The sequence below is a fragment of the bacterium SCSIO 12696 genome (genome assembly GCA_024397955.1).
Lineage (GTDB): Bacteria > Pseudomonadota > Gammaproteobacteria > Pseudomonadales > Porticoccaceae > SCSIO-12696.
Map to the genome: position 1 here is coordinate 1,673,151 of CP073744.1, position 25,674 is coordinate 1,698,824.

General features: G+C 52.4%; 29 protein-coding genes. 13 read left to right on the forward strand and 16 right to left on the reverse strand.

All coding sequences use genetic code 11. The features are described from left to right. Positions 1 to 68: 68 nt before the first annotated feature. Complete coding sequence (locus KFE80_07660) at positions 69 to 605, forward strand: type II secretion system protein (GenBank protein ID UTW44279.1); 537 nt, start codon at positions 69 to 71, stop codon at positions 603 to 605. 53 nt (positions 606 to 658) lie between these two features. On the opposite strand, the gene KFE80_07665 is transcribed toward KFE80_07660, so the two are convergent. After that, complete coding sequence (locus KFE80_07665; GenBank protein UTW44280.1) at positions 659 to 1,597, reverse strand: MerR family transcriptional regulator; 939 nt, start codon at positions 1,595 to 1,597, stop codon at positions 659 to 661. 150 nt (positions 1,598 to 1,747) lie between these two features. Between KFE80_07665 and KFE80_07670 the strand changes: the two genes are divergently transcribed. Together KFE80_07670 and KFE80_07675 are read left to right on the forward strand one after the other, a co-directional pair. Next, positions 1,748 to 2,062: a hypothetical protein gene (locus tag KFE80_07670; GenBank protein ID UTW44281.1), complete on the forward strand. Its 315-nt coding sequence runs from the start codon at positions 1,748 to 1,750 to the stop codon at positions 2,060 to 2,062. A gap of 31 nt (positions 2,063 to 2,093) precedes the next feature. Next, a complete protein-coding gene (locus tag KFE80_07675; GenBank protein UTW44282.1) occupies positions 2,094 to 2,402 on the forward strand; it encodes a c-type cytochrome in 309 nt (102 codons plus the stop codon). A gap of 40 nt (positions 2,403 to 2,442) precedes the next feature. Here KFE80_07675 and KFE80_07680 read toward each other — a convergent pair whose 3' ends face one another. Both KFE80_07680 and KFE80_07685 read right to left on the reverse strand, forming a co-directional pair. Then, positions 2,443 to 2,703, reverse strand: a complete 261-nt coding sequence (locus tag KFE80_07680; GenBank protein UTW44283.1) for a DUF3081 family protein — start codon at positions 2,701 to 2,703, stop codon at positions 2,443 to 2,445. Between the two features lie 132 nt (positions 2,704 to 2,835). Next, a complete protein-coding gene (locus KFE80_07685; GenBank protein UTW44284.1) occupies positions 2,836 to 3,528 on the reverse strand; it encodes a hypothetical protein in 693 nt (230 codons plus the stop codon). A gap of 110 nt (positions 3,529 to 3,638) precedes the next feature. Between KFE80_07685 and KFE80_07690 the strand changes: the two genes are divergently transcribed. Then, complete coding sequence (locus KFE80_07690; GenBank protein UTW44285.1) at positions 3,639 to 4,823, forward strand: hypothetical protein; 1,185 nt, start codon at positions 3,639 to 3,641, stop codon at positions 4,821 to 4,823. A gap of 2 nt (positions 4,824 to 4,825) precedes the next feature. Beyond that, on the forward strand, positions 4,826 to 5,311 hold the full coding sequence (locus KFE80_07695; protein UTW44286.1) for a L,D-transpeptidase family protein: 486 nt from the start codon (positions 4,826 to 4,828) through the stop codon (positions 5,309 to 5,311). Between the two features lie 29 nt (positions 5,312 to 5,340). Here the strand turns inward: KFE80_07695 and KFE80_07700 are convergent, their stop codons facing one another. Next, positions 5,341 to 5,877, reverse strand: coding sequence for a TerB family tellurite resistance protein (locus KFE80_07700; protein ID UTW44287.1), 537 nt, complete (start codon positions 5,875 to 5,877; stop codon positions 5,341 to 5,343). A 92-nt stretch (positions 5,878 to 5,969) separates the two neighbouring features. Between KFE80_07700 and tcdA the strand changes: the two genes are divergently transcribed. Continuing rightward, on the forward strand, positions 5,970 to 6,776 hold the full coding sequence (gene tcdA / locus KFE80_07705) for a tRNA cyclic N6-threonylcarbamoyladenosine(37) synthase TcdA (protein UTW44288.1): 807 nt from the start codon (positions 5,970 to 5,972) through the stop codon (positions 6,774 to 6,776). A 3-nt stretch (positions 6,777 to 6,779) separates the two neighbouring features. Continuing rightward, positions 6,780 to 7,550 (forward strand): GGDEF domain-containing protein, encoded by a 771-nt coding sequence (locus tag KFE80_07710; GenBank protein UTW44289.1) that lies wholly within the window; start codon positions 6,780 to 6,782, stop codon positions 7,548 to 7,550. On the opposite strand, the gene KFE80_07715 is transcribed toward KFE80_07710, so the two are convergent. From KFE80_07715 to KFE80_07745, 7 genes are all read right to left on the reverse strand, one after another. Then, entirely contained in the window at positions 7,542 to 8,129 is a 588-nt protein-coding gene (locus tag KFE80_07715) for a GNAT family N-acetyltransferase (protein ID UTW44290.1), read from the reverse strand. The two genes, KFE80_07710 and KFE80_07715, sit on opposite strands and share 9 nt — an antisense overlap. Positions 8,130 to 8,196: 67 nt before the next feature. Next, positions 8,197 to 9,855 carry an aminotransferase class V-fold PLP-dependent enzyme gene (locus KFE80_07720; protein UTW44291.1) on the reverse strand — a complete coding sequence of 553 codons (1,659 nt, stop codon included), beginning with the start codon at positions 9,853 to 9,855 and terminating at the stop codon, positions 8,197 to 8,199. Positions 9,856 to 9,882: 27 nt separating this feature from the next. After that, complete coding sequence (locus KFE80_07725) at positions 9,883 to 10,659, reverse strand: TatD family hydrolase (protein ID UTW44292.1); 777 nt, start codon at positions 10,657 to 10,659, stop codon at positions 9,883 to 9,885. Positions 10,660 to 10,671: 12 nt separating this feature from the next. Continuing rightward, positions 10,672 to 11,088, reverse strand: a complete 417-nt coding sequence (locus KFE80_07730; protein ID UTW44293.1) for a DUF1801 domain-containing protein — start codon at positions 11,086 to 11,088, stop codon at positions 10,672 to 10,674. A gap of 121 nt (positions 11,089 to 11,209) precedes the next feature. Next, on the reverse strand, positions 11,210 to 12,127 hold the full coding sequence (locus KFE80_07735; protein UTW44294.1) for an aspartyl/asparaginyl beta-hydroxylase domain-containing protein: 918 nt from the start codon (positions 12,125 to 12,127) through the stop codon (positions 11,210 to 11,212). A 78-nt stretch (positions 12,128 to 12,205) separates the two neighbouring features. Beyond that, positions 12,206 to 13,660 (reverse strand): tRNA 4-thiouridine(8) synthase ThiI, encoded by a 1,455-nt coding sequence (thiI, locus tag KFE80_07740; GenBank protein ID UTW44295.1) that lies wholly within the window; start codon positions 13,658 to 13,660, stop codon positions 12,206 to 12,208. Positions 13,661 to 13,722: 62 nt separating this feature from the next. Continuing rightward, positions 13,723 to 13,923 (reverse strand): hypothetical protein, encoded by a 201-nt coding sequence (locus KFE80_07745; GenBank protein UTW44296.1) that lies wholly within the window; start codon positions 13,921 to 13,923, stop codon positions 13,723 to 13,725. A 128-nt stretch (positions 13,924 to 14,051) separates the two neighbouring features. On the opposite strand from KFE80_07745, the gene glnA reads away from it, so the two are divergent. The 4 genes from glnA (at position 14,052) to ntrC (ending at position 18,743) form a co-directional block, all read left to right on the forward strand. Next, positions 14,052 to 15,455: a glutamate--ammonia ligase gene (gene glnA, locus KFE80_07750; GenBank protein ID UTW44297.1), complete on the forward strand. Its 1,404-nt coding sequence runs from the start codon at positions 14,052 to 14,054 to the stop codon at positions 15,453 to 15,455. 137 nt (positions 15,456 to 15,592) lie between these two features. Then, the gene (locus KFE80_07755; GenBank protein UTW44298.1) at positions 15,593 to 16,177 is read left to right on the forward strand and encodes a DUF4124 domain-containing protein; all 585 of its coding nucleotides are present in this window, start codon (positions 15,593 to 15,595) and stop codon (positions 16,175 to 16,177) included. 76 nt (positions 16,178 to 16,253) lie between these two features. Next, complete coding sequence (locus KFE80_07760) at positions 16,254 to 17,312, forward strand: PAS domain-containing protein (GenBank protein ID UTW44299.1); 1,059 nt, start codon at positions 16,254 to 16,256, stop codon at positions 17,310 to 17,312. Between the two features lie 3 nt (positions 17,313 to 17,315). Continuing rightward, complete coding sequence (gene ntrC / locus KFE80_07765; GenBank protein ID UTW44300.1) at positions 17,316 to 18,743, forward strand: nitrogen regulation protein NR(I); 1,428 nt, start codon at positions 17,316 to 17,318, stop codon at positions 18,741 to 18,743. 4 nt (positions 18,744 to 18,747) lie between these two features. On the opposite strand, the gene KFE80_07770 is transcribed toward ntrC, so the two are convergent. The 5 genes from KFE80_07770 to KFE80_07790 all read right to left on the reverse strand — a co-directional run bounded on the left by KFE80_07770 (position 18,748) and on the right by KFE80_07790 (position 24,309). Then, positions 18,748 to 18,912 (reverse strand): YqaE/Pmp3 family membrane protein, encoded by a 165-nt coding sequence (locus KFE80_07770; protein UTW44301.1) that lies wholly within the window; start codon positions 18,910 to 18,912, stop codon positions 18,748 to 18,750. A gap of 62 nt (positions 18,913 to 18,974) precedes the next feature. Next, complete coding sequence (locus KFE80_07775) at positions 18,975 to 20,252, reverse strand: aminotransferase class I/II-fold pyridoxal phosphate-dependent enzyme (protein ID UTW44302.1); 1,278 nt, start codon at positions 20,250 to 20,252, stop codon at positions 18,975 to 18,977. An 80-nt stretch (positions 20,253 to 20,332) separates the two neighbouring features. Further along, positions 20,333 to 22,807, reverse strand: a complete 2,475-nt coding sequence (locus tag KFE80_07780) for an EAL domain-containing protein (protein UTW44303.1) — start codon at positions 22,805 to 22,807, stop codon at positions 20,333 to 20,335. Positions 22,808 to 22,834: 27 nt separating this feature from the next. Next, positions 22,835 to 23,857, reverse strand: a complete 1,023-nt coding sequence (locus KFE80_07785; GenBank protein UTW46670.1) for a DUF2333 family protein — start codon at positions 23,855 to 23,857, stop codon at positions 22,835 to 22,837. A gap of 26 nt (positions 23,858 to 23,883) precedes the next feature. Then, a complete protein-coding gene (locus tag KFE80_07790) occupies positions 23,884 to 24,309 on the reverse strand; it encodes a copper chaperone PCu(A)C (protein UTW44304.1) in 426 nt (141 codons plus the stop codon). 411 nt (positions 24,310 to 24,720) lie between these two features. Between KFE80_07790 and aroQ the strand changes: the two genes are divergently transcribed. Together aroQ and KFE80_07800 are read left to right on the forward strand one after the other, a co-directional pair. Then, complete coding sequence (gene aroQ, locus KFE80_07795) at positions 24,721 to 25,170, forward strand: type II 3-dehydroquinate dehydratase (GenBank protein ID UTW44305.1); 450 nt, start codon at positions 24,721 to 24,723, stop codon at positions 25,168 to 25,170. A 34-nt stretch (positions 25,171 to 25,204) separates the two neighbouring features. Then, a complete protein-coding gene (locus KFE80_07800) occupies positions 25,205 to 25,663 on the forward strand; it encodes an acetyl-CoA carboxylase biotin carboxyl carrier protein (GenBank protein UTW44306.1) in 459 nt (152 codons plus the stop codon). Positions 25,664 to 25,674 lie beyond the last annotated feature (11 nt).

The window sequence follows — 25,674 nt, forward strand, 5'->3', positions numbered from 1 at the left end:
ACCAATTGCTTTTTCAGCATAGGCGGTTAGTATGATTGAACATTGCATGAACATGGACGGTAGGCAGTATGAAAACCATAAAAAGGCATGAAGGATTTACGCTAACCGAGCTCATCGTTGTTATTGTGTTGCTGGGTATCCTTGCGGCAGTAGCTGTGCCACGTTTTATCAATTTGAGTTCTAGCGCCAATGCAGCGGTCATAGAAAACCTGGCCGGCACGTTACGCTCAGCAACCACGCTTCAGCACTCTCTAGCCCTCGTAAATGCCAGTAATGGCGGCCTGCAAAATGGATTCGTTTCAGCGGATGGGATTTTTTTTGACCAAGGCTATCCTATTGGCGTGTCTTTTGGTGATTCAGACAACATTCCTGAAATCCTTGAAGCGCTGGATAGCGATTTATCAGGGCTGACTTTTAGTACAGTTTTTGCAGGCACCAGTAGTACAGGAGGCCTGACCCGCGAGCTGTATGTTACTTCCACAGACGTATTGGCAAGTGGTGCAAATGCCGCACAAATCATTGCCACCAATTGCTATGTATCTTTTGAGTCATACGTCGTAGAAGCCACTCCTCCAGAAATCGCTACGGTTACCTCGGGCTGCTAATTTGTCCTGTCGATAACACAAGAAGGCGCTTCGTTTATGGACAGTAGACTTATCTACTCGTCCAATACAGCACGCAGTGCTTTTTCGACAATATACCTGGCCTGGTTCGTATAAGAATAAACACAGGCATGAACCGCTGCCTGTTTCCAGTTTTCAGCACCACAGGTTTGGCTGTATTCCTCGAACGCATTGAGCCGGCGAATTAAATCAACCAGGTGCGAGGGGCAGTCACAATTCAACTTGTTGGCCAATGCTTCGGCTTCCACCAGTGCGGCTTCATCAAATTGTCGCGGCTGGCTCCCGGGTAGGGAGATATCAAACTTTTGACCACTTTGATCCAAAGCCGAAAGATTCGAAGCGAGCCTGATCACTTTGTTGACCGCTTCATCGACACTGTCAGTGTCGATATTTCCTTTGATCAGAGTGATACCTTGGGCATTCAGCTGCTCAACAATGTCTTCGCGGGCGTACAGGTAGAACAAAATAATGTGCACTTTCTGCTCACTGACTCTTAGCAAGGCATCCAGATGCTTGTTGTTGAGTGACTGCTGCTGCAAGACCAACAGTTGTTGATCGCACCCTTGTGCACTATTCAGCCATACCTCCGCATCATAGTCAGAGAATTCAATAGACAGCCTCGGGTAGCGCTTGATATGGCGTTTAAAGTAACGGCCAAGTGCAGTGCCGACCACCAAAGCCGACACTGGCTCACCCTGTTGGCTCTGAACGGTTGGCTGCTCACCAGATTCAAGTAGCAGGCTGGTCAGGGTTTTTGTAGGTAGCTGAGCAATGTCTTTGATCCTCATGCCTTGATCAACTAACTTTTTAATCAAACGCAAATGATCAATATCGGTTGCGGTGTACGCCCTTTGCCCGCCAGCACTGCGCCTTTCTGGACCCAACTGATAACGACGTTCCCACATTCTCAGCGTATGGGGATTTATCCCTGTCATCCGCGCTGCAGCACCAATACTCATTGTTACCTGTTTCACAACAATACCTCCGCAACCTTTGTCTAATTATTGTAATGATTTATTTAGTCAAAAATCAACATAACTCAAAAAATGCATCTATATTTATCAACAAAACATATACATTATTGTTTTTGAACCTGTAGAAACCAATGAAAAGGAGCCTGAACGATGAGAAAGGTCATCTTGGGCGTCTGGGACGCCATTATGAATAGTCGCCGAAATCCGCTAAGACACCTGGATATGGCGTCACAACATTACTTTATGCATGTGCTGGGCTGGATGTGGAGCATGGTGTTTTCACTCTCCGCACTCTCGATACTTCAGTTCCACATGGTTTGGCTGGCTCATGTGCTGCTGATTGCCGGCGTATTTACCACCGTTATCGTTTTTAAACGAGCTGAGGAACACGCCTCTGCGCAGGCTGCCGAGCTGGAACTTGGCCATGGTTCCAGTTGTGTTTGGCAACTTGATCGCGAAGCATAAAACCCACAACAACCCATTGGAGTTTTCCACCATGAGCAAACCACTATTCATTGCTGCAGCCACGCTTGCCTCAGCATTAGCGCTGGCAGAAACGCCACCGCCAGCCAAAGAAGCCACGTGCAAAGCCTGCCATGGGCCTCAGGGTAACGCCCCCATAGTAGCGTCGTACCCAAAGCTGGGCGGCCAAAACAAGGAGTACTTGATCAGCGCTTTGAAAGCCTATCGGGCGGGTCAAAGAAAAGGTGGCCTGGCAGCAGCAATGACAGCACAGGCATCGCAGCTTAGCGACGCAGAAATAGATCAGCTCGCTGAATACTACTCGTTACAGAAACAGAAATAACAAAGGGCACTGCAAGGTGTCCTCATCGTCACAACAGCCTTTACTGTGATTTTTTACCCAGCACATTCAGCTTTTCAAGAAAGGCTATTTTTTCTTTGTTGTTGGTGTACTTGAATGAAAATTTATTGTGAAAGAATACAGTCAGGCTGACAAAATCATTTTGTATAGAAACTGTATAGCCATCAAAATCCGTATACGCAGTTAGCCCATTTAAATGGTACTTGTCATCGATCCGATCACCATCCGTGGTAATTTTATTAAACGCGCGAAGGGCGACTCTGATATCAATTTCACCGCTCATCTGAACACACCTGAACTGTTGAGAATATGTGGACTGGTACCATTTGGCTGTACTCCCGACTATATACTCAAAGGCCCACTGCCTGCGCGATCAAACTTGGACAACAATTAATTACAGGCAGGCTTGGGCTCTCTACTTAAACCGCCTCAGAATCGGCTTATTAATCCCATTGGACCAAATATAACGAAGTACACGTACAAACCAAGGTTTGCGCAAGCTGCGAATTTCATTATCAGTCAGGGGTTCGCCAGCGAGATCCGGCTTCATTTTCAACAAGCTCGCACGGTCGGTGCGTTGCAGATAATTCACCAACCAGGTTTTGACGAACAACAACCATTTTAAGGATTGGGGCTTACGTATCGCCGACGCAAAATCAAAGAAACGCATTTCACCGCCAGGCTGAACCAAAATATTAGCGCGGCGGAAGTCGTTGTGCGCGTAACCAGCCTCGTGAAACAACGCCAAAAACTGTTGAGTCTGTGAATAGGCTTGAGGCCAACGGCCGCGATTCTCCTTGCCGGGGTGCTCACCATCCAAAAACTCCATGGCGAACATATCGCGACCGATGGGTCCGTAGTACTGAGGCACAAAATCACTGTCGGCAAAACTGGCCAGCACACTCACTTCGCGTTTAATCAAACCTCGGCATACCAACACCCGGCTCCACCAGGGGCGCTGACTGAAATCCTTAACCACCGCCAGCTGGTCATCCACATTCACCAAATACACGTCTGCCTGGAACACCCCCCGACTGGGGCGCAATTCCTTGTAGAAGTTCTGTTGCAGCGCACTGGCGATGGCGCTTTGCAGATTGTTGTCCGTCATAGGCGTTTCGGTCGAAAAAACTGGCGCCATTGTAACGGAATCGTTACCAGATTGATTCCTCCGGGCCGCGCACCTAGACTGAACTGGTTATAGAAAACACACCGAAATCTATGGATCACTTCGACACCCTTGCGCGGCAGCTTGCCCCTCACTACTCAGCCTTCAAAGTCGACGAACGGCTACTGTTTACCGGCCATTCCCATCAAGCCTGGCCCGATGTGGCCGCCCAGGGGCAGCTCGAAGCCTTTGAATCCGCCGCACATTCAGTGGATGAAAAGTGGCACACCGCCTTTGCCAAAGCCGATATTCTGCGCAACTACCTGCGGCAGTGGTACGACGACCCAAATGGTCTCTACTGCTTGGCCGAAAACACCCATATCCTACTGGTCAGCTGGCTGTCGTCGCTGAACCTGAAGCGCAAAGCCAAAATCATCACCACCGACGGTGAGTTTCACTCCATGTATCGGCAGCTCAAGCGCCTTGGTGAAGAAGGCATAGAGGTGGTCATGCTGCCCACAGCACCGCTGCACAACTTTGCTGAGCGCCTGGCGGAAGTGGCGGATAGAGGCACTGCTGCAATTATGTTGTCGCGGGTATTTTTTGAGAGTGCCCTGATTCATCCCCAGCTCCGGGAGGTGGCTGACATTGGCCGACAACAAGGCATCCCTGTACTTATCGACGATTACCACGGCACCAACAACGCGCCTCTCTCAATCCGCGATGAAGACCTGGAGGACTGCTACCTGGTGACCGGTGGCTACAAGTACCTGCAATGGGGAGAGGGCAACTGCTTTTTGCGCTTCCCCGAAAGCTGTGAACTGCGTCCGATGATTACCGGCTGGTACGCGTCATTCTCGACTTTGGACAAGCCTCGCAACAATGGGGCCACCGTATTCGACGTTGGTGAACAGCGCTTTTCCACCGCCACTTACGACCCAACTTCTCAGTTTCGGGCCGCCAAAGTGGTGGAGTTTTTTCAGCAACAGCAGCTCACCAAAAGTGTGATCCGCCAGCAGTACCTGGGGCAATTGCAGTACATGCGCCAACTGTTTGAGGACGCTAATTTCAATAGCGATCGGATTCGCCTTGCCCATCAGCAGCCTATAGAAAGCAACGGGGGCTTTCTTGCCCTGAAAAGCCCCCACGCGGAACAGTTGCGTCAGCACTTATTGGACAACGGCGTGCTCACCGACTCCCGTGGAGACACACTGCGCTTTGGGGTAGCTCCCTACATCAACGCACAACAAATAGAACAGGCGGTTCACAAGCTGGCAGAAGCTGTGGCACAGTTGTAGCCATGCGCGCCATCCAACTTCTGTTACTGCTCTGTTCCACCACTCTGTTTGCTGAACAACTACCACTGGCGGACTCTGTTTTAGTGGACAAGTCCGAGCGCAAAATGTGGTTGATCCACAATGGCGAGCGCTATCGAGAGTACGAAATCTCACTGGGAGATAGCCCTGAAGGGCACAAGCAGCAAGAAGGAGACGAACGTACTCCGGAAGGCAATTATTTACTGGACTACCGCAACCCCAAAAGTCGCTACCACCTGTCTATTCATATCAGTTACCCCAACGCGGACGACGAGGCAAAAGCCAAGACCAAAGGCGTTAGCCCCGGCGGCGATATTTTTATTCACGGCACACCCAATGGTATGGACTGGGCAGCGAAATACTATTCAGGCATTGACTGGACCGATGGCTGCATCGCCGTCAGCAACAAGGAAATCGAAGAAATCTGGGCATTGGTAAAAAACGGCACACCCATTGAAATACGCCCATAGCGAAAAAGCACAGAAGACTGCGGCTCAATTTACCACCGGCCTTTAGCCTCTATTGTCTGGACTTGCAGCACCTGCTTTACCTCATCAAAAAATTCCTGCTGCTTGGAGGCCACCGGGTCATCACAAGCAATCACCTGCTCAACCAATTCAATGGCTGACCGCCTCTGTTCATCGGAAAACCTGGCCACACTGGGCTCAAGAAATTTGCTGAGCTGATCTTTCACTTTGTCTTCGTCGGGAATCAAAAAGCTGCAAGACGCCAATAACTCCGTAGATTCACGCTCCGACAGGTGAAATTCCTGCTGAAACAAAGTAAGCATGCAGGACTTCTGCTCCCTGGAAATATCTCCAGAGCACTTGGCTGCCACATACATCAGGCCGGCGGTGGCCTCCATAGGGCTTTCTATGCAAAACCCGGGATCGGCGTTGTATTGCTGCTGCCACTTGCGACGCCGGAAATACCAGAACGGATTGAGGCTATTCAAGCTAATTCCAGCGTCGTCCAAGCGGCGCACTAAAATCAGAATGGTGACAATCGCCCCCAGAATCGTCAGTACGATATGCATGCCATGCTCCCTGCTGTTTTTTATTAATACCCTATCTTAAAAGTCGCCAACACAAGTGGCAACTGACGCCTGCGATCTATAAAATCCGCGCCATGACAGCCCCCCTACCAGACAACTTACCCGACAGCTATCTGCAGCGCTTTGGTGGCATTGCGCGCCTCTATGGCATGGAGGGCCTACGGGCATTACACAGCGCCCATTTTGTAGTTGTCGGTGTCGGTGGCGTTGGCTCTTGGGCCGCCGAAGCATTGGTGCGCACGGGGGCTGGCACCATCACTCTGGTGGATCTGGACGATATGTGTATTACCAACAGCAACCGCCAGCTTCACACCACCGCCGATACTATTGGCCAACCGAAAACCGCGGTATTGGCACAACGGCTGGCTGCCATCAACCCGGACGCGACGGTGCATGTTGTCGATGATTTTGCCGAACCGGAAAATCTGGCCGAGGTTATTCCTGAAGATGCTCAGGTAGTGATCGATGCCATCGACTCTTCCTACGCCAAATCGGCCTTAATTGCCCATTGCCGCCGCCACAAACAAGAGATCATTACCGTGGGCTCCGCTGGTGGCCGCTGCGACCCCACTCGCATCGAAACAGCAGACTTGCGCCACAGCACCGGCGATGCCCTGTTATCGCGGGTGCGGCAGCGATTAAGAAATCATTATCACTTCCCCAAAAACCCAAAACGGAACATGCGGGTACAGGCTGTTTTTTCTGCGGAGCAGATGAAGTACCCCGCAGCCGATGGCCAGGTGTGCCAGAGCAAATCTCAAATGCAGGGCGGGGTTAAACTGGACTGCAGCGGTGGCTTTGGGTCTGTGACCATGGTGACTGCCAGCTTTGGCATGGCAGCCGCAGCAAAAGCCGTAGAGCGCTACTTAAAGAACGACTGAATTATGAAAAATCTCATTATCAAATTAGGCCGCCTCAACACAACGGCCATTTTTACCGTAGCCTGTATCGCCGTATCCGTATTGATTACCGCGATCATCATGGCGATGTTTGCCGGCGGCCTCAATAAAATTGGCCTGGCTATCGCCATTATTGCGCCGGCGATTATTGCCCCACTGGCCACATGGCAATCCACCGGGCTAATTATCAAAATCGCTCAACTGGAAACAGAAGCTCGCAAGCTGGCCACTTACGACCCGCTAACCGAACTGATGACACGAAGAGCGTTCATGGAAAGTGCGCTCAGTGTGATGAAAGTCAATCAGCGCAATCACGCGCCATTGTCACTGGCTTACATCGACATTGATAACTTCAAAAAAATCAACGACAGCCATGGTCATCAGGTAGGTGACAGCGTACTCGAGCAACTGGGTAGGCTGATTCGCAATCAAGTACGAGGCTGTGACCTGGTCGGCCGAATTGGTGGTGAAGAGTTTGCACTGGCGATGGCAGATACCAATTTGCTGGGGGCCATGCACCTGGCTGAAAAGCTGCGTTACAGTATTGCCGAATACCAAGTGCAACATCAGGATTTGCAACTGCAATGCACCGTCAGCATCGGCATTTCAACCATGGATTGGAACAACCCGATATCGTTTGAGCAGTTATGTAATCAGGCGGACAGCGCACTGTACCGGGCGAAAAAATCCGGCAAGAACCGGATCACCCATGCGGTAATGGGCACCCAAATGGCTGGGCCCGCTGCATTATTTTAACTTACACCGTAAGCTCTGCCTTACCGTTGGCCATTCGCTGTCGATGATCGAAAAAACCACAGTATCCCGATAACTGCCATCCGCAGAGCGCTGGTGATTGCGCAATACGCCATCCTGCTTTGCCCCCAGGCGAGCAATGGCGTTTCGCGATGCATGATTGTGCCAGTGGGTGCGAAACTCCACCGCAATTACCCCTAACGTGTCGAACGCGTGCCCCAACAACAACAGCTTGCACTCAGTATTCACTGCCGTACGCTGAAAAGATTTCGCATACCAGGTGTAGCCAATTTCAAGGCGGCGATGGGTCGTATCAATGTTACAATACCGGGTAGAGCCAATCACCTGGCCACTGGCTTTGTGACGCACGACAAAGGGCAACATGGCTCCAACCGCCTGATTATCCAGCGCACTTTTCACATACTTTTCTGTGGTTTCAGGCGTGGGAACACTGGTGTACCAGAGCTTCCATAGCTCACCGTCTGCGCAAGCCTGCTGCAATCCTGAAACATGATCGCTGCACATGGGCTCCAGAACCACATGCTCTCCGCTCAAGGTAATGGGGTTAATCCAATTTTCCATAGTAACCACCCTAGGTTTTATAACGCTGCCGGACACCATCATGGCATACGGGCGGAGTCAGCGATGCCTACCCTAAAAGGGAACCAGATAATTGCAGCACCCTCTCCACCAACGCCCGAAAACCATTGCTGCGGGAAAGGCTAAGGTGCTTTTCCAGGCCCAGTTCTGCAAACAGCCTATCCATATCCACAGCAGCGATTTCAGCCGCGGTTTTGTTGTTCACTAACAGTAACAGCAACGCAGCCAGCCCCTTCACGACCCGCGCATCACTGTCGATCAAAAACTGGTATCGACCTTCCACCACCCGGCAACTCACCCAGGTAGACGCTTCGCAGCCGTTTACCCGGTTGTTGTCAGTACGAATATCGGGCTTGGCGACAATGGCATCCGCCCACTTCAGCAACTGCCGATAGCGTTGTTGCCAACCGGGCTGTTGCCTCAACCGGTCAATAGAAAGCCCTTCAAGGCGATCACTCTCTGCAGCTGGCATCTGCACGGCACCATTCGGCTGGCTGGCCAGACAGCGGGCCAGCGCCTCGATCATCCGATCAATATCGTCACGACAGTTATAGGCGGCGATGGAGGCGCGTACGCTGGTGTCGTGGCCAGAACGCAACGCCATTAACGGCATGGCACAGTGACGACCGGTGCGCACTGCAATATCCTCACCGTCCAGCCAGTGAGCCATATCCATGGCCTGCAAGCCACTGCCAAACACTGGAGCAAAGGTAGCAATACCGACGTTGCTGTCGACACTGGACAGCAGTTCGATACCCGGCAATTGCTGTAGCTGTTGATGCAAGTAATCCGTAAGTTGTTGCTCGTGGGCCGCCATGGCATCTCGATCCAACTGCCGCCAAAACCGCAGACAAGCACCCAGCCCGGCAATGGCCGCCAGTGAGGAAGTACCGGTTTCAAAACGGTGTGGCGGTACCCCATAGGTGCTGCCCTGTAACTGCACCTGCTCAATCATCTCCCCACCGCCCTGCCAAGGGGGGAGCGCTGCCAGGCATTGCTGACGACCATAGAGCAAACCCATTCCAGTAGGGCCATAAAATTTGTGGGCCGAGCACACCAGAAAATCGCAACCGATAGCCTGCACATCGATTATCTGATGAGCAGCCAGTTGCGCCGCGTCGACTACCCAATGGATGTTGCGATCTGCCAATGTCTGCTTCAGCGGCGTTAAATCCGCCCTAAAACCCAACGCATTGGAGGCCGCAGTCACTGACACAACTCTGGTGCGCTCCGACAACACCTCACCAACCCGATGCAACTGCGGCAGGCCGTTGCTGTGGGGCACAAATTTCAGCACAAGGCCGTGGCGCTGCGCCGCCATCTGCCAGGGCACCAAATTGGCGTGGTGTTCTGCCGTGGTCAGCACAATTTCATCGCCGGGGCACAGACCTTCTGTCAGGCTATTGGCCAATAGGTTAAGTCCTTCAGTAGCGCCACGAGTAAATATCACCTCGGCAGGCTCTACAGCATTGAGAAACTGCCCTGCTGCAACGCGGGCCGCCTCCACCATTTCCGTGGCACGGCGCGCCAGGCGATGGCTGGAGCGATGAGTATTGGCATTGCTGGCGCGATAAAAATCCGCGACCGCATCGATCACAACTTGCGGGCGCTGAGTTGTAGCGGCGTTATCCAGATACACCAACTCGCGATTTTCCGGATGGGAGAAAAGTGGGAATTGCTGTTTGAATTGTTGGGGGCTAAACGGCATAGCAGGCGTCTGTGAAAGATAAATACATCAAATACCGAATAGCCGTTGGCTGTTTCGGGTTGTCTGGGCTGCAATCTCTTCTACACATTGCCCACGCAATTGCGCCAGGCAGCTGGCAATTTCCGGCAAATAGAGCGGGCTGTTGGACTGCCCCTGGTGACCCCAAAGTGGCATGTCGGGCGCATCAGTTTCCAACAGCAATGACTCCAGTGGCAACTTCGCCACCGCTTCACGGGTTTTACGGGCACGCTCGTAGGTAATGGTGCCGCCAATGCCCAGATAAAATCCCAGCTTCCAATAGCTGCGACCCAGTTCTGCACTTCCGGTAAAGGCATGGATCACTCCACCACGAGGCAGGTGGTACTTTTTCAGCAGCTCAATAACTCTGTTGTGGGCTTTGAGCACATGGATAATCACTGGCAGGTTGGCGTCACAGGCAAGTTGCAGCTGCTCTTCAAACCAGGGCAATTGCTGTTCGATGGGAATATCCAGATAGCTATCCAAACCACACTCACCCACAGCTACGCACCGTGGGTGCTGAAGGTATGCTTCCAGTACTGCGCCCAACTGCCGCGGGTTTTGCTGCTCGCTCCAACTGGCCACCCACCAGGGGTGCAAACCGACAGCGGCATAAACCCCGGGCAGAGATTCGGCACAGTCAAAAGGCACATCCAATTCAGCGGGATTGACGCCGGGAATGACCAGTTGCTCTACCCCCGCCTGTCGACAGTCGTGCCAACATTGTTCGCGATTGTCGTCAAACGCGCCAAAATCGAAATGGCAATGGCTGTCAATCAGTTTCATGGGCAACCGCAGTTAAAACGAGTGTTTTTTACGCATATCCACCAGCGAACGCGTCACCAGTTCCCGCAATACAGCAACATCCACATCGCTGAGCTTTTTGATGTACAAGCAGGATTTACCGGTTTTGTGCTTGCCAAGCTTGGCCATCAAATCCGGGTAGCGGGAAAACCCATTCATAATGTAGACGGTGAGATTTTGTTTGCGCGGCGAAAAACCAGTGAGCATCCACTCGCCGCCGCCCTGAGTATTGTCGTAGCGATAGCGGCCAAAGCCGACAATGCTAGCTCCCCACATTACCGGTGGTTCACCACTAACATCTTTGAGCAGGTTAAGGAGGCGGTCGCAATCGGTGCGGCGCTCACCGCTGGCAGCCGTATCGAGGAATGCTTTTACACTGGCCTTGCGGGGCTGAGTTTTTAACGTAGCCATGGCAACCTCCTTGGTTCAGAAGATTGCCACGTAGCTGCGCGACTCGCAATGACAAACAACCATTACTACGGGTAACGATAGCCCGGGTGGAGCAACGCGCAACCCGGGAAGGGATAATGATTTAAAAGAATATCGCCCAGAGAATCAGGCCAAACAGTGCCCACTTCACCAAATAGTAAAGCGGCTTGTTAAACGCCTTGAGCTTTTTACCGATAATACGAATCTGATACACACCGCCGAAAATGCGATTGAGCACCCCCACCTTGTCGCTGTCGGTATTTTTGGTGGCGGAAGCGGTCACCACAAAGCGGCCAAAGATTTTGTTAAACCATTTGGCGATGGGGTTGTTCATAGGGCGCTCGATATCGCAGAACAGAATCAGGCGGTCGGTATCGCTGTTATTGGCGGCGTAGTGAATGTAGGTTTCGTCGAACATCACCTCCTCGCCGTCGCGCCAGGAGTACTTTTCACCATCTACAGCGATATAACAGTCATCACTGTTGGGAGTTATCAGACCCAAGTGATAACGCAGAGATCCGGCATAAGGGTCGCGGTGACGCACCAAGGTACCTCCAGGAGGCAGCATGGTGAACATAGCCGCTTTTACCGACGGGCACTGACGCAATAATTCCAGGGTTTGTGGGCACAGCGCTTTGGCAGAGGGCAGGTAATCCTGATACCACTTCAGGTAAAAACGAGTCCAGCCGGTTTTGAAGAACGAGTTAAAGCCCAAGTCGTCCAGCTTTTCACTTTTCTTAATGTGACCACCACCAGAGAGCTGCTTGGCCTCCTCGCGGATGGTTTCCCAGTTGTCCTGCAACAGTTGCAATTCAGGAAATTGCTTTACGTCCAGGTAGGGTGTGTTGGGCACCTTGGAGAACAAGTACATCAAACAATTCACTGGCGCCATAATGGTGGAGTGATCGCTGAGCTGGCGGAAAAATTTATGACGCACCTTGCCGCGGTAGTGGACATAAATACCACAGCCAATAAAGGTGTAGAGGATCAGTAGTTTGGGGGCAAAGATTTGCGCTAGCATGTTGGCTTCCACTTAGATAGTTGTCATTGCGAAGAACGCAGTGGCGATGGTTAAAAATCCCGCGTCACTTTGGCCGAACTATTTAGGTCTATAAACGGCCACATTGCCATGACCTTGCTCAAATAAAATCTCCGCGTGCAGGCGGCTCATGATTCCCTTGGCGCAGTAGAGCATATAACGGGTATTTCCATCCAGTTGTGCAAACTTCTTGGCCAGCTGGTAAAAGGGAATCTTTTTCACCGCAACGCCATTAACCTGCAAAGGACTCAACTCTTCTTCATCCGGATGGCGAATATCCAGAATCACCGATTCCGCCAGTGGTACCGACAACACCTCCACATCAATGTCGGCATCTACAGCCTCCATCACCTCGTGGATCAGCTCTTCGCGACGATCGGTCACCGCCGCGTCAAGAATCGAAAAATCAAAGCGGGACTCTTCCCGCTCGATGCGCTCCATACGAGCCCGTGTAGTGGGTTTGACCGAAATCACACCGCAATACTCCGGCATACTGGCAGAAAATTCTTCAGTGCCAATCTCCCGGGCGGTTTTGATGATGTCGGACTTGTCGGTGGTAATCAGTGGCCGCAACACCAGTGTATCGGTGACTTTATCGATCACCGACAAATTGACCAATGTCTGACTGGAAACCTGTGCCACTGCTTCGCCAGTGACAACCGCGTCCACATTCAGGGCACTTGCGACCTGGCTGGCGGCGCGCAACATCATACGCTTGAGAGTCACCCCCATCTGGGAGTTATCTACCTTCTCCAGAATTTCAGCCACCACTCCCTCAAAGGGCACAGTAATAAATTTCACGGTGTGGGAAGCGCCGTATTTGCTCCACAAAAAGTGAGCCACTTCCTTTACACCCAGTTCGTGGGCACGGCCACCCAGGTTAAAAAACAAGAAGTGAGTACGCAAACCACGCTTCATACACAGATAACTGGCCACGTTGGAATCAAAGCCACCGGATATCAGTGAAATCACTGAATCCTGGGTACCCATGGGAAAGCCCCCCAGGCCCGGCTGGGTATTTTCAATAACGTAGAGGTTGTCTTCTTTAATTTCCAGGCGAACTGTTACATCGGGGTTCTTCAGTTTCACCCCAGCGGCTTCGGTATTCTGATTCAGGCCACCTCCCACATACTGCTCCACTTCATTGGAGGTAAACGGGTGTGTCCCATTACGCTTCACACGAACACAAAATGTTTTCCCCGCCAATGGCTCGCGCCAATGAGTCAGGGTTTGCTCATACATTTGCTGCATATCACCCAGGCTGTAACGATGCACGAGAGAAAAGTTGGCAATACCTGGGGTGTTCCCAAGAATCTCGCAGACCCGCTGCTGCAAAACTTCATTGCCTTGTGGGCCAACCACTTCGATTTTGTCCCAGTCGCGCACCACACGTAGCTCTTCAGAATGCGGCTTGAGCAGCTTGGCCAAATTATTGGTCAATTGCTTAATCATGCGCTTACGCACTGGCGGCGTCTTGACAATGATTTCGGGGAACAGCTTGACAATAAAGTGCATGAACACAACCGGTACGAGCAAAATTCAGGGGGCGAGATTATAGCGGTTGATACAGCTGCGGGCTACGAGCGACGCGCTGCGAGCAGCCTGTAGGTCGGCTTTTCTTGAAACAAAGAGTAGCCTGCCAAGGTTATACGCATATTGGTTTTCACAAAACATATACAAAAACCTCGCTCGATCTGCTCGCAGCCCGAAGCTAGTAGCCCGCAGCCGAACTGCACCAAAATAGAGCGCACGCCCTTATTTGGTGCAATATCTGTCACCTATTTGCCCCTGCACTTTGCTAAAATGCCGCCTTCTCGCCGCCAGCGCCGTAATTTTGAGTTGGCACATCAATTGCTAATGGCAAACCATCTATTTTGTTGAGCCGAACATTTTTACGGAGACCATCATGTCCAAGACCCTCGAACTCATCAACGAAAGCGGCGCCCGCTGGGTAGACCTGCGCTTTACCGACACCAAAGGCAAGGAGCAGCATGTCTCCATACCCACTTCCGAAGTGGACGAAGATTTTTTCGAAGACGGCAAGATGTTCGATGGCTCCTCCATCGCTGGCTGGAAAGGTATTAACGAGTCAGACATGATCTTGCTGCCACAAGACGACACCGCTCTGCTGGACCCATTCACCGACGAACCCACGGTGATCGTACGCTGTAACATCGTTGAGCCCACCACTGGCCAGGGTTACGAGCGCGACCCTCGCTCTGTAGCCGCTCGCGCCGAAGCTTACCTGAAGTCTACCGGCATCGGCGACACCGCCATCTTTGGCCCGGAGCCCGAGTTCTTCGTGTTCGACGACATCAAGTGGGGCGCAGACATGAGCGGCGCTTTCTACAAAATCAACTCTGAAGAAGCGGCCTGGGCCTCTTCCCACAGCTACGACGATGGCAACACCGGCCACCGCCCTGGCGTGAAGGGCGGCTACTTCCCCGTTCCTCCGGTTGACTCCCTGCACGACCTGCGCGCCGCCATGTGTGCCGCCATGGAGCAAATGGGCCTGGAAATTGAAGTTCACCACCACGAAGTGGGCACCGCTGGCCAGTGTGAAATCGGCGTTGGCGCCAACACCCTGACCAACAAAGCGGACGAAGTTCAGGTACTCAAGTACTGCGTTCACAACGTGGCTCACGCCTACGGCAAAACCGCCACCTTTATGCCCAAGCCTCTGGTGGGCGATAACGGCTCCGGCATGCACGTACACATGTCCATCTCCAAAGATGGCGTTAACCAATTTGCCGGCGACACCTACGCAGGTATGAGCGAAATGGCCCTGTACTACGTGGGCGGCATTATCAAGCACGCCCGCGCTCTGAACGCCTTTGCCAACGCGTCTACCAACTCCTACAAGCGTTTGGTTCCCGGCTTTGAAGCCCCGGTTATGCTGGCCTACTCTGCCCGCAACCGCTCCGCTTCTATTCGCATTCCTTACGTGACCAGCCCCAAAGGCAAGCGCATTGAAGTACGTTTCGGCGACCCCACCGCCAACCCGTACCTGATGTTCTCCGCCTACCTGATGGCGGGCCTGGACGGCATCATCAACAAGATTCACCCCGGCGATGCCGCCGATAAAGACTTGTACGACCTGCCACCGGAAGAAGCGGCGGAGATTCCTACCGTTTCCAGCAGCCTGGAACAGGCCTTGGAAGCGCTGGATCAAGACCGCGCCTTCCTCACCCAAGGCGGCGTATTTACTGACGACATGATCGACGCCTACATCGACCTCAAGCGTGAAGAGGTGGAGCGCGTTAACATGACTACCCACCCAGTGGAATTTGACCTGTACTACAGCTGCTAACAACAGCCGCCAAACAAGTACAGTAAGCACCAAAAAAGCAGCCCACCTGGGTTGCTTTTTTGCATTTTGGGGAATTGCGACCGGTGCAAGCAGTCCAATATGCGGTAGGATTAAGGCTCGCAATTGAGGTAAAAGCCATGAAACGCCCACTGGTTTATGTTTTTTCTCTGCTACTGACACTGCTCTGGAGCAGTGCATTCGCCCAGCAGCTTTACAAGGTGGTCGACGAAAACGGCAAAGTGACTTTTACGGACAAGAAGCCCAGCGACCATATCAAATACGAAACCATCACCGTCAACACCGCCGAACCCGACCCCCAGGCGGTAAAAAAATCCCGTGACAACAAAAAGCGTTGGCAAACCGATTCGGAAAACCCCGACCGCAAGAAGCGATTTCGTGGCTACAAGTCCGTCACCATTACCTCCCCAAGCAACGACGCTACTGTTCTCCACGACCAGTTCAGGGTCCCCGTAAAGCTGGCACTCACCCCTGGCTTACAACCTAAGCACAAGGCTCAGTTGATTTTTGATGGCAAAAAGCTGGACGAATCCGACAGCAATACCAACTTCGTACTCACCGACCTGGATCGCGGCAGCCATCGTATCCAAATAAAAATCATCAACGATGCAGGCAAAGTTGTCGCCAGTTCCAACACGGTGACCATTCACGTCAAACGCCCCCAAGTATTCAACGGCGGTCCTCTGGCAGCACCAAGGCTGTAAGAACCCCGGACGCACCAATTTGGTGCAAAAAGAACAATAAGCCGCTAGACTACCGGTTTTACACCGATGCCACCCTATGCCGAAAGCGGATTCACTCAGCCTTGACCATCTCAATACCGCGGTATTGCTGCTGAATGCGGACCTATCCATCGTTCAGGCCAACACCGCCACCGAAACCTTGTTGGGTATTGGCCGAAATCAACTTCAAGGGAAACTGTTCACCGACTTTCTGGCAAACCCGGACTTGCAACAAGAGCTGTTGCAAATACAACAGGGACAAGCGCCCTACACTTACCGGGCCGCAAAACTGACCATTCCCGGGAAAAGCGATATCAAGGCGGACATTACCGCATCACCCCAGCCTGCAGGACAATTACTGCTGGAGCTGCAATCCGTTGATCGCATCTTGCAAATCAATCGCGAAGACGCACTGCTTTCGATTCAAAGCGCCAGCCGCGAACTGGTGCTGGGCCTGGCTCACGAGGTAAAGAACCCCCTGGGAGGCATTAAGGGTGCTGCTCAGCTGCTGGCGTTAGAGCTACCCATTGAACAGCAAGAGTACACCGACCTGATTGTGGCCGAAGCCAACCGCCTCAGCCTTTTGGTAGACGAGCTTTTGGGGCCAGCTCGCCCCTTACAGCTATCGCCCACAAATATTCATGAACTCTGCGAGCACGTGGCCACCCTGATCACCGCAGAGCTCCACAGCGAGCACTCGAAGCCAGCCAATATTGCTATTGAAAGAGACTACGACCCCAGCCTCCCGGAGTTGGAACTGGACGGCCAGCAATTGATTCAGGCCCTGCTAAATATTGTTCGCAATGCCGTACAAGCCCTGCGACCTCAAGGCCGCGGCACCATCGTGATGCGCACCCGTATCCAGCGCCACTTTACTATTGGCAAAGCCTCCCATCGCACCATTTTGCGTGTGGATATTGAAGACAATGGCCCGGGTATTGCAGACGATATTGTCGAGCGCATTTTTTACCCGATGATCAGTGGGCGTGATGGCGGCTCAGGGCTGGGGTTGCACATAGCCCAGACAATTATCGGCCGCCACAACGGTTTGATCGAATGCAAAAGCCAGCCGGGCAATACACTGTTTTCACTGTTTCTGCCATTTCAACAAAGGTAATTTATGACTAACGAATCTGTATGGGTGGTAGACGATGACAATTCCATTCGCTGGGTGATGGAAAAAACCCTGGTTCGCAACCAGATCCCATGCCGCAGTTTCAACAGCGCAGAGAACTTGCTGACCGCTTTAGGGCAAGAAGCCCCCGACGTAATTATCAGCGATGTACACATGCCGGGCATGAGCGGTATGAAACTGTTGGAGAACATTCACCACAACCACCCCAAGGTGCCGGTGATCATCACCACCGCTCACTCCGACCTGGACAGTGCGGTTTCCGCTTACGAAGGCGGCGCCTTTGAGTACCTACCCAAGCCCTTTGACATCAACGAGTTGGTGGCAGTTACTCGGCGAGCCATAAACCACCATCACGAACAAATTGCCAACGAGCTACAAGCCAACCAAAACAACCCCGAGCAAACCACCAGCGGCTCAGAAATCATTGGCGAAGCACCCGCCATGCAAGAATTGTTTCGCGCTATTGGTCGGCTATCCAACTCCCACCTCACGGTACTTATTAATGGTGAATCCGGCACCGGCAAAGAGCTGGTAGCCCGAGCACTGCATCATCACAGTCCCAGGCGCGATCAATCTTTTGTTGCTATTAATATGGCCGCCATCCCCAGTGATTTGATTGAGTCGGAATTGTTTGGCCACGAAAAGGGAGCCTTTACCGGCGCCAACCAACGTCGCGTAGGCCGCTTTGAACAAGCGGATGGCGGCACTCTGTTTCTGGACGAAATCGGTGATATGCCCGCCGACGCTCAAACCCGTTTATTGCGGGTATTGGCGGACGGTAAATTTTACCGGGTTGGTGGCCATAGCCCGGTGAACGTAGACGTACGCATCATCACTGCCACCCACCAAAATCTGGAACAACGAGTGGCCAACAAGCAATTTCGAGAAGACCTGCTTCACCGCCTGAATGTGATTCGATTAAATCTACCAACTCTGGCTGAACGCCGTGAAGACATCATCAAACTGGCGGAACATTTTCTGCAAAAAACCGCCCGAGAACTGGAAATGGAAACCAAGGTGCTACTGCCGGAAAGCCAGCAGTTTTTGCAGCAGCATTCCTGGCCCGGCAACGTACGCCAATTGGAAAACTGCTGCCGCTGGTTAACCGTGATGGCGCCAGGCCGGGAAATCCACCTGGAAGACTTGCCAACAGAATTGTTGCAACAAGAAAATATCCACAACAAACCAACGCTCAACAACAGCGATTGGCAGGCAGCGCTTCAACATTGGTTTGAACAACAGCTGCAGAGCGGCAAAGATGCTGTCCTCTCCAGCACCCAACCGCACATTGAGCGTATCGCGATAGAAGCCGCGCTTACACACACCGGCGGCCGCAAAGAAGCGGCCGCCAAGCTATTGGGCTGGGGCAGGAATACCTTGACCCGAAAAATTAATGAACTTGAAATGGGTTAGCGCTTTACTTGGTTACCACCCAAAGTGCGTGAACCAGGCCGGGAATCCAAAACAAAAAACAGAGTACGATATTAATAATCAGGTCTTTGCCTGCGCCGTTTTTTAGAAAAACCGCCAAGGGCGGCAGCAGAATTGCGATAATAATTAGTACTAATTTATTGTCCATCATATATCCCCAGATTTTTTTGATGTTTATTAATAATATTGAAAGTCGCTTTGACCAATTAACACTCAACCAGCAACCGCATCCAGCGCCTGCTCTACGTCCGCAATAATATCATCGATATTTTCAATGCCGACAGATATGCGCACCAAATCAGCGCTGACACCAGCGGAAGCCAATTCCTCTTCATTCAATTGGCGGTGAGTGGTGGACGCCGGATGACAGGCCAAAGATTTGGCATCACCGATATTCACCAGTCGTAGGATCATCTGCAAAGCATCGATAAACTGGGCTCCCGCTTCCAGGCCACCTTTAATACCAAAGCTCAGAATGCCGGATGCACGGCCGCCAGAAATTTTTTGACAGCTCTCATAGTAGGGGCTGTCTTCCATGGCGCCATAGTTCACCCAGGACACTTTGTCGTGCTCTTTAAGGTATTGCGCCAACTTCAACGCATTTTCACAGTGGCGCTCCATACGCAGACCCAAAGTTTCCAACCCCTGCAGTATCTGGAAGGCATTCATGGGTGAGATGGCAGAACCGGTGTTACGCAGCGGCACTACCCGGCAGCGGCCGATAAAAGCGGCGGGCCCCAAGGCTTCGGTATACACCACACCGTGGTAAGACGGGTCGGGGGTGTTGAACACCGGGAAGCGCGCCTTATTGGCCACCCAGTCAAACTTGCCTGAATCGATAATAATGCCGCCAATGGAGGTGCCGTGGCCGCCGATGTATTTGGTGAGCGAGTGAATCACAATATCCGCCCCCAGCTCGATTGGCCGACACAGGTAAGGCGTGGCCACGGTATTATCAACAATCACCGGCACACCGTGGCGGTGGGCGATTTCTGCCAGCGCCTGAATATCGACAATATTGCCCGCCGGGTTACCGATGGATTCACAAAAAATTGCCTTGGTATTTTCGTCAATGGCGTTTTCAAAACCCTCCAAATCATCAAACGACACCATACGTACATCGATACCCTGATTGGGAAAAGTGTGGGCGAACAAATTGTAGGTGCCACCGTACAGTTGGCTGGTGCTGACAATATTAGAACCCACTTCACACAGGCACTGAATGGCGTAAGTAATGGCTGCCATACCAGAAGCCACCGCCAATCCGGCGATACCACCCTCCATAGCCGCCAGCCGCTGCTCCAGAACATCGGTGGTGGGGTTCATAATGCGGGTGTAAATATTCCCGGGCACTTTGAGATCAAACAGGTCTGCGCCGTGCTGGGTGTTATCAAAGGTATAAGACGTTGTCTGGTAAATGGGCACTGCCGCTGCTTTGGTGGTCTGTTCAGCAGTGTAGCCGTGGTGAAGTGCCAGGGATTCAAGCTTCATGGTGTTGTCTCTTAAAAATTTTTAAGGCAGAAAATAAGGTTACAGAGTACGTCTAAAAATCGTGCATTTTTAGACATGTCCTACAGCTGATCCATGGGTTTTGGCTGAGCCACCGCATACCCCTGCACATAATCCAGGCCGATTTCTCGCAACATAGCCAGCTGGTTTTCGTTTTCCACACACTCGGCCACGGTGCGAATGCCCATTATGTGGCCCAGGTGGTTGATGGTGCTGATCATGGAATAATCCACGTCGTTAAACTCCATATTGTGGATAAAGCTGCCATCAATTTTCAGGAAGTCCACCGGCAGCTGTTTAAGGTAAGCAAACGACGACAGACCACTGCCAAAATCATCCAGTGAAAAGTAACAGCCCTGTGCCTTCAGCGCGCGAATAAATTCCATGGCGCGATCGAAATTTCGCACCGCTGCGGTTTCGGTAATTTCAAACTGAATATGGCGCGGATCGACTTTGGTTTCGCGAAAACGACGCAGTACGTATTCGCGAAAATCTTCATCGCCGATGGTGCCGCCAGAAATATTGACAGAAAAACGCTGCTGATAGCCCTGATTACTGGCCAGCTGCCTTTGCAGATAGCTGATGGTACGTTCAAATGTCCAGCGATCCAGCTCATCAATAATGCCGTAATGTTCTGCGGCGGGAATAAATTCACCGGGAGACACCAGCTTGCCATCCCGCCCGACCATGCGCACCAGCACTTCGTAGTGACGTGCGGTGGGCTCCACTTTGCCCGTGGGCACAATGGGCTGCACATAAAGCACAAAACGATCCTCTTCCAAGGCTTCGGTAATGCGCGGAATCCACTCAGCCACACTTTGACGCCGGGTCACATCTTTGGCGAGGTAGTGAAAGTGAATGCGATTGCGGCCAGACTCTTTCGCGGCGGAGCAGGCGCTGCCCGCCTCAACCAGCACATCAATGGCGGAATGAATACTGCTGTCGATCACTTTGGCGCCGATGCTGGCGCCCACTTTCAGGCGTCGCTCACCCCAGGGGAAGCTGAAGGTTTTAATCTGCCACAACAACTGGTCAGCAATTTCCCGACACTCTTCCACAGATCGATTTTTCAACAACAACGCAAATTCATCGTTACCCAGGCGGGCCACGGTGTCGTCTTTGTCCCCCAGCCGAGTCAACAACCGGGCGAACTGGCGCAGCAGCTCATCACCCGCGTTGTGACCACAGGTGTCGTTAATCACAGAGAAGTTGTAGAGGTCGATGTACAGCAGGGTATGGGTGTCCATGCTGTTTTCGGTTTGTTCAATCAACTGAGCCAGATCCGCCACCAGCTGGCGTCGGTTGGCCAACTGAGTTAACGGGTCGTGCATGGATTGCCACGCCAGGCGGCTGGACATACGCCGGGATTCACTCACCGCCCGAAAAATCACCACCACACCCACCAGGTCGTTCTTGCGATTGCGCAGTGGCATTGCCGACGCCATAGCACTCACTGGCGGGTAATCTGCCACCTTCAACTGGGCACCTTCTGGCAGATTCACCAGAGTACCCCGGCGCAGTGCCTCGCTGGCCGGGCAAGCCAACGGTTCGCCACTGTCATCCACAAACGTCAGCCAGCGACTCACTTTGCCATGCAGAAGGTTGGTTTCACTACTGTGTAACAGTTCCAGACCCACTGGGTTAACGTGCTCCATCAGTCCTTGATCGTCTACCAGAATCAGGCCGTCTGCCACTTGTTCGTAGATAATGCTGATCAGCTCACGCTGTCGAAATAGGGTTTCCTGGGCGCTGCTCAAATTAGAAAGATCGCCACAACAGAGCACATAGTGCCCCGGCGTCTGTACCGCGCGAAACACTTGTATCTGCATTTGCATGGTACGACCATCCGCAGTAGCGGCCTCCAACAGGCCATCACTGCTTTGACGCATCTGCTTCTCAAAAAAACTCTTTAAGTCTGATTCCGGCAGCTCTTCAATCGCAGGAAACAAAATGCGTACTGGGGCGCCTTGCAGTTGCTCATCACGATAGCCAAACAACACCTGGGCAGCTTCGTTGGAGTCTTGGATAACACCATCGCCATCCAGAGTCAGCACCCCGAGCCAGTCGGTTTCCATATAGGCAGGCGCTTCCCCTTCCAGGGCACTGGGCTTTCGAGCTTTTACAAACAGGGGGTCGTAAGGGGCTTCGTCGATCTGCAACAAGCAAAGGCGTTGGCCATCTTGATTCAGGCAACTGATTTGCACCCGGTGCAGTGGCAGCTCTCGGTCACCACGGGTCATGGCCTGCTCAATGGCATCAAGACGTTCCGGATCAACCGTTTGCGTCCAGCATAGAGCACCGCCGCTGGCGAACACCGATTCCACAGCGGCGCACAACTCTCCGCCAGCCAGCGCCGGAAATAAATCATTTAAACCGTGGTGATGTATTTGCTCTGCTTCGATATTGCTCCACTGCTCCATCCAGCGGTTCCACAGTATCACCCGCTGGCGGCTGTCCAGCACAATCACACCCATCGGCTGAGCGGCCAGTACTTGCAGAGCCAACTCGCCAAGTTCGTTATCGCTTTCCAGTTGCACCTGATTCAGTCCGTCTTTAAGTGTGAACTAACCCTGATCCAGCAGGGCCCGCAAATCAATCAACGCCGCATTGGCACGGCTAATATAAGAGGCGACGACCAAAGAATGGTTTGCCATTAAACCGAAACCGTCGCCATTCAATACCATAGGGCTCCACAGGGTTTGCTGGGTTCCCTCCAGCTCGCGAATAATTTGCTGCAAGCTGATTCGGGCGTTTTTCTTTTCGAGAACATCGGCAAAGTCCACTTCCACCGCCCGCAAAAAATGGATCAGCGCCCAGCTAGCACCCCTAGCTTCGTAAAAGCGGTTATCTATTTCCAGCCAAGGTGTTTTATCTTCTACTTCGTCCGCAGTAGGTGTCGATTGGCGGGCAGCGGGATCGCCCGCCAAATCCGTATTCAATCGGGTTTGCCCGACACTGGCAGTGAGCCGCTGAGACAGATTACCCAGGCGAGTCTCCACCGTGCGCAACCAGTAATTGAGGTTGTCGGCACGAGCGTAAAACTGGGCATCGTATTGGTCTTCATCCCGGAGCCGTTTCAGGTAGTTTTCCACATAGTCCGCACCTTCGCGATAGCCGGTTTCGGCGGCAGGAAACATCCACTTGGCATGATCGTAATTAAAGCGTGGTTCCGCCAACGCCAGATCCGCATCTTCTGTGGATTGAGATTGAGGCCGACTGAACGCTTCCCTCATGGCTTTACTGAAGTCACGCAGTTGAATCACCACGCCGTATTCCCAGCTGGGAATGTTATCGAGCCAGATACCCGGTGGCGTTACATCATTGGAAAGGAAACCACCGGGCTTTTCCAACAGCGTGTCCACCACACGAATCATAGTAGTGGCAGTAACGGCCCCCACTGGCTGTTTGGGATAGTCGCTAATACCCGAGCGCACATCAAAAGGCTCGGGCTCCTGGCTCCAATACCAACCGACCAGCAGCAACACCACAAACAAAGCAAGAAGAAACCACAACAGATGCTTCACAAAAGAGCGCTCAACCAGATAGTCTTCGCGCCACTCATTTAAACGTTCTTTAAAACTCGCCATCATGCTTTTTACACCAGCCAACGGATTTACCTCCTGACAGAGCGCACCGCAGTGCCCACAGTCAATGGCTCACACTGCTCAAAATTCAAAGTGACCGACACCGGCTCACCGTCTTTTAACGGGCGCACCCCAAACAACATGACATGAAGACCACCGGGTTTGAACGACACTGTTTCACCCGCTGGCAAATCCACGCCTTTTACCCGACGCATTCTCATCACGCCGTCTTTGTGGATGTGGGTATGAAGCTCGCCACTGCGAGCAATATCCGCAGTGGCGCCCACCAAACGGCAATCGCGAGCCCCTTTATTGTGCAAATCGAAAAATGCCGCTGTCACCGTGCGTCCCGGCGGCATACCGCGCACATAGGCATTATCCACCGCAATAGCGGCCTGATCTGCCACAGTAAAGGGAGAAACCAAAAAACAGCCCAATAATATGAGCAACCGCATAGCCATTACATCCTGAGCAAATTTTCCCGACTATAACAGGAAAAACCCATCAAGCCCTACAGGCAAACCGCTGTTTACTGGGCAATTATTGAACGGCAGCAAGACAAAACAACCAAAAGCCGATTTTTTACAAATTTTACAACCCAAATAACCGATTTTAGGCACAAAATCCTACAACTTCAGCAAAAAAACCGACATCAGTGATGATCTGCAACAAAAATGACTTAAACGTGACAAATTCGGCTTGGCACAAAGTGACAAACAAAGAAATATGCGCAGATATACCCGGCATCTTGCAGCGATTGTCTGCGAAACAGAAACAAAGTGGCAAAAAATTGGACTTGGCGTTTATTTTGGTGCAGACTCCCCAACAGCTTGTTGGCAAACCCCCTTCCCACGCGAGCATTATCTATGGCAACCATTCTGGTACTTCACGGCCCAAACCTGAATTTGTTGGGCAGTCGCGAGCCGGAAGTCTATGGCGCCGACACTCTCGCCAGCATCAATCAACGACTCACCGAGTTGTGCCTCGACGGCGGCCACCACCTGCTCAGCCTGCAAAGCAATGCAGAGTACGAGCTGATTGAGCGCATTCACGACGCAGCCCACGAGGGCGTCAACTATATTTTGTTTAACCCCGCTGCTTTTACCCACACCAGTGTGGCATTGCGGGATGCGCTGTTGGGGGTCAGTATTCCATTTATTGAAGTGCATCTATCCAACGTGCACAGTCGGGAAGCGTTTCGCCAACACTCCTATTTTTCAGATATCGCCGATGGCGTTATCTGTGGCCTCGGCGCTCAGGGTTATGAGCTGGCGCTGCAGGCCGCATTGCAAAAACTAAGCAACAACACACCATAACAAGTTAACCGTTTAACAAGACCTGGGATCTATCATGGATATTCGCAAAATTAAAAAACTCATTGAGCTGCTTGAAGAATCCGATATTGGCGAGCTGGAAATTGTCGAGGGTGAAGAATCTGTTCGCATCAGCCGCGGTGGCCAGGTAGTTGCCGCTGCGCCAGTGGTTGCCGCTGCACCGGCTCCAGTCGCACCAGCGCCTGCCGCTGCCCCCGCACCCAGCGCTGCTCCGGCAGAGCCAGCGGCGGCCCAGCCAGAGGGTCACGTTATCGCCTCCCCTATGGTGGGCACCTTCTACCGCTCTCCGGCACCTGGGGCGCCCAGCTTCTGCGAAGTTGGCCAAAGCGTGAAGGCTGGCGATGTTCTCTGCATCGTTGAAGCCATGAAGATGATGAACCAGATCGAAGCCGACAAGTCCGGCACCGTTGGCGCCATTTTGGTAGACGACGGCGAGCCGGTGGAATTTGACCAGCCGATGATCACCATCGTCTGATAGCACGGGAG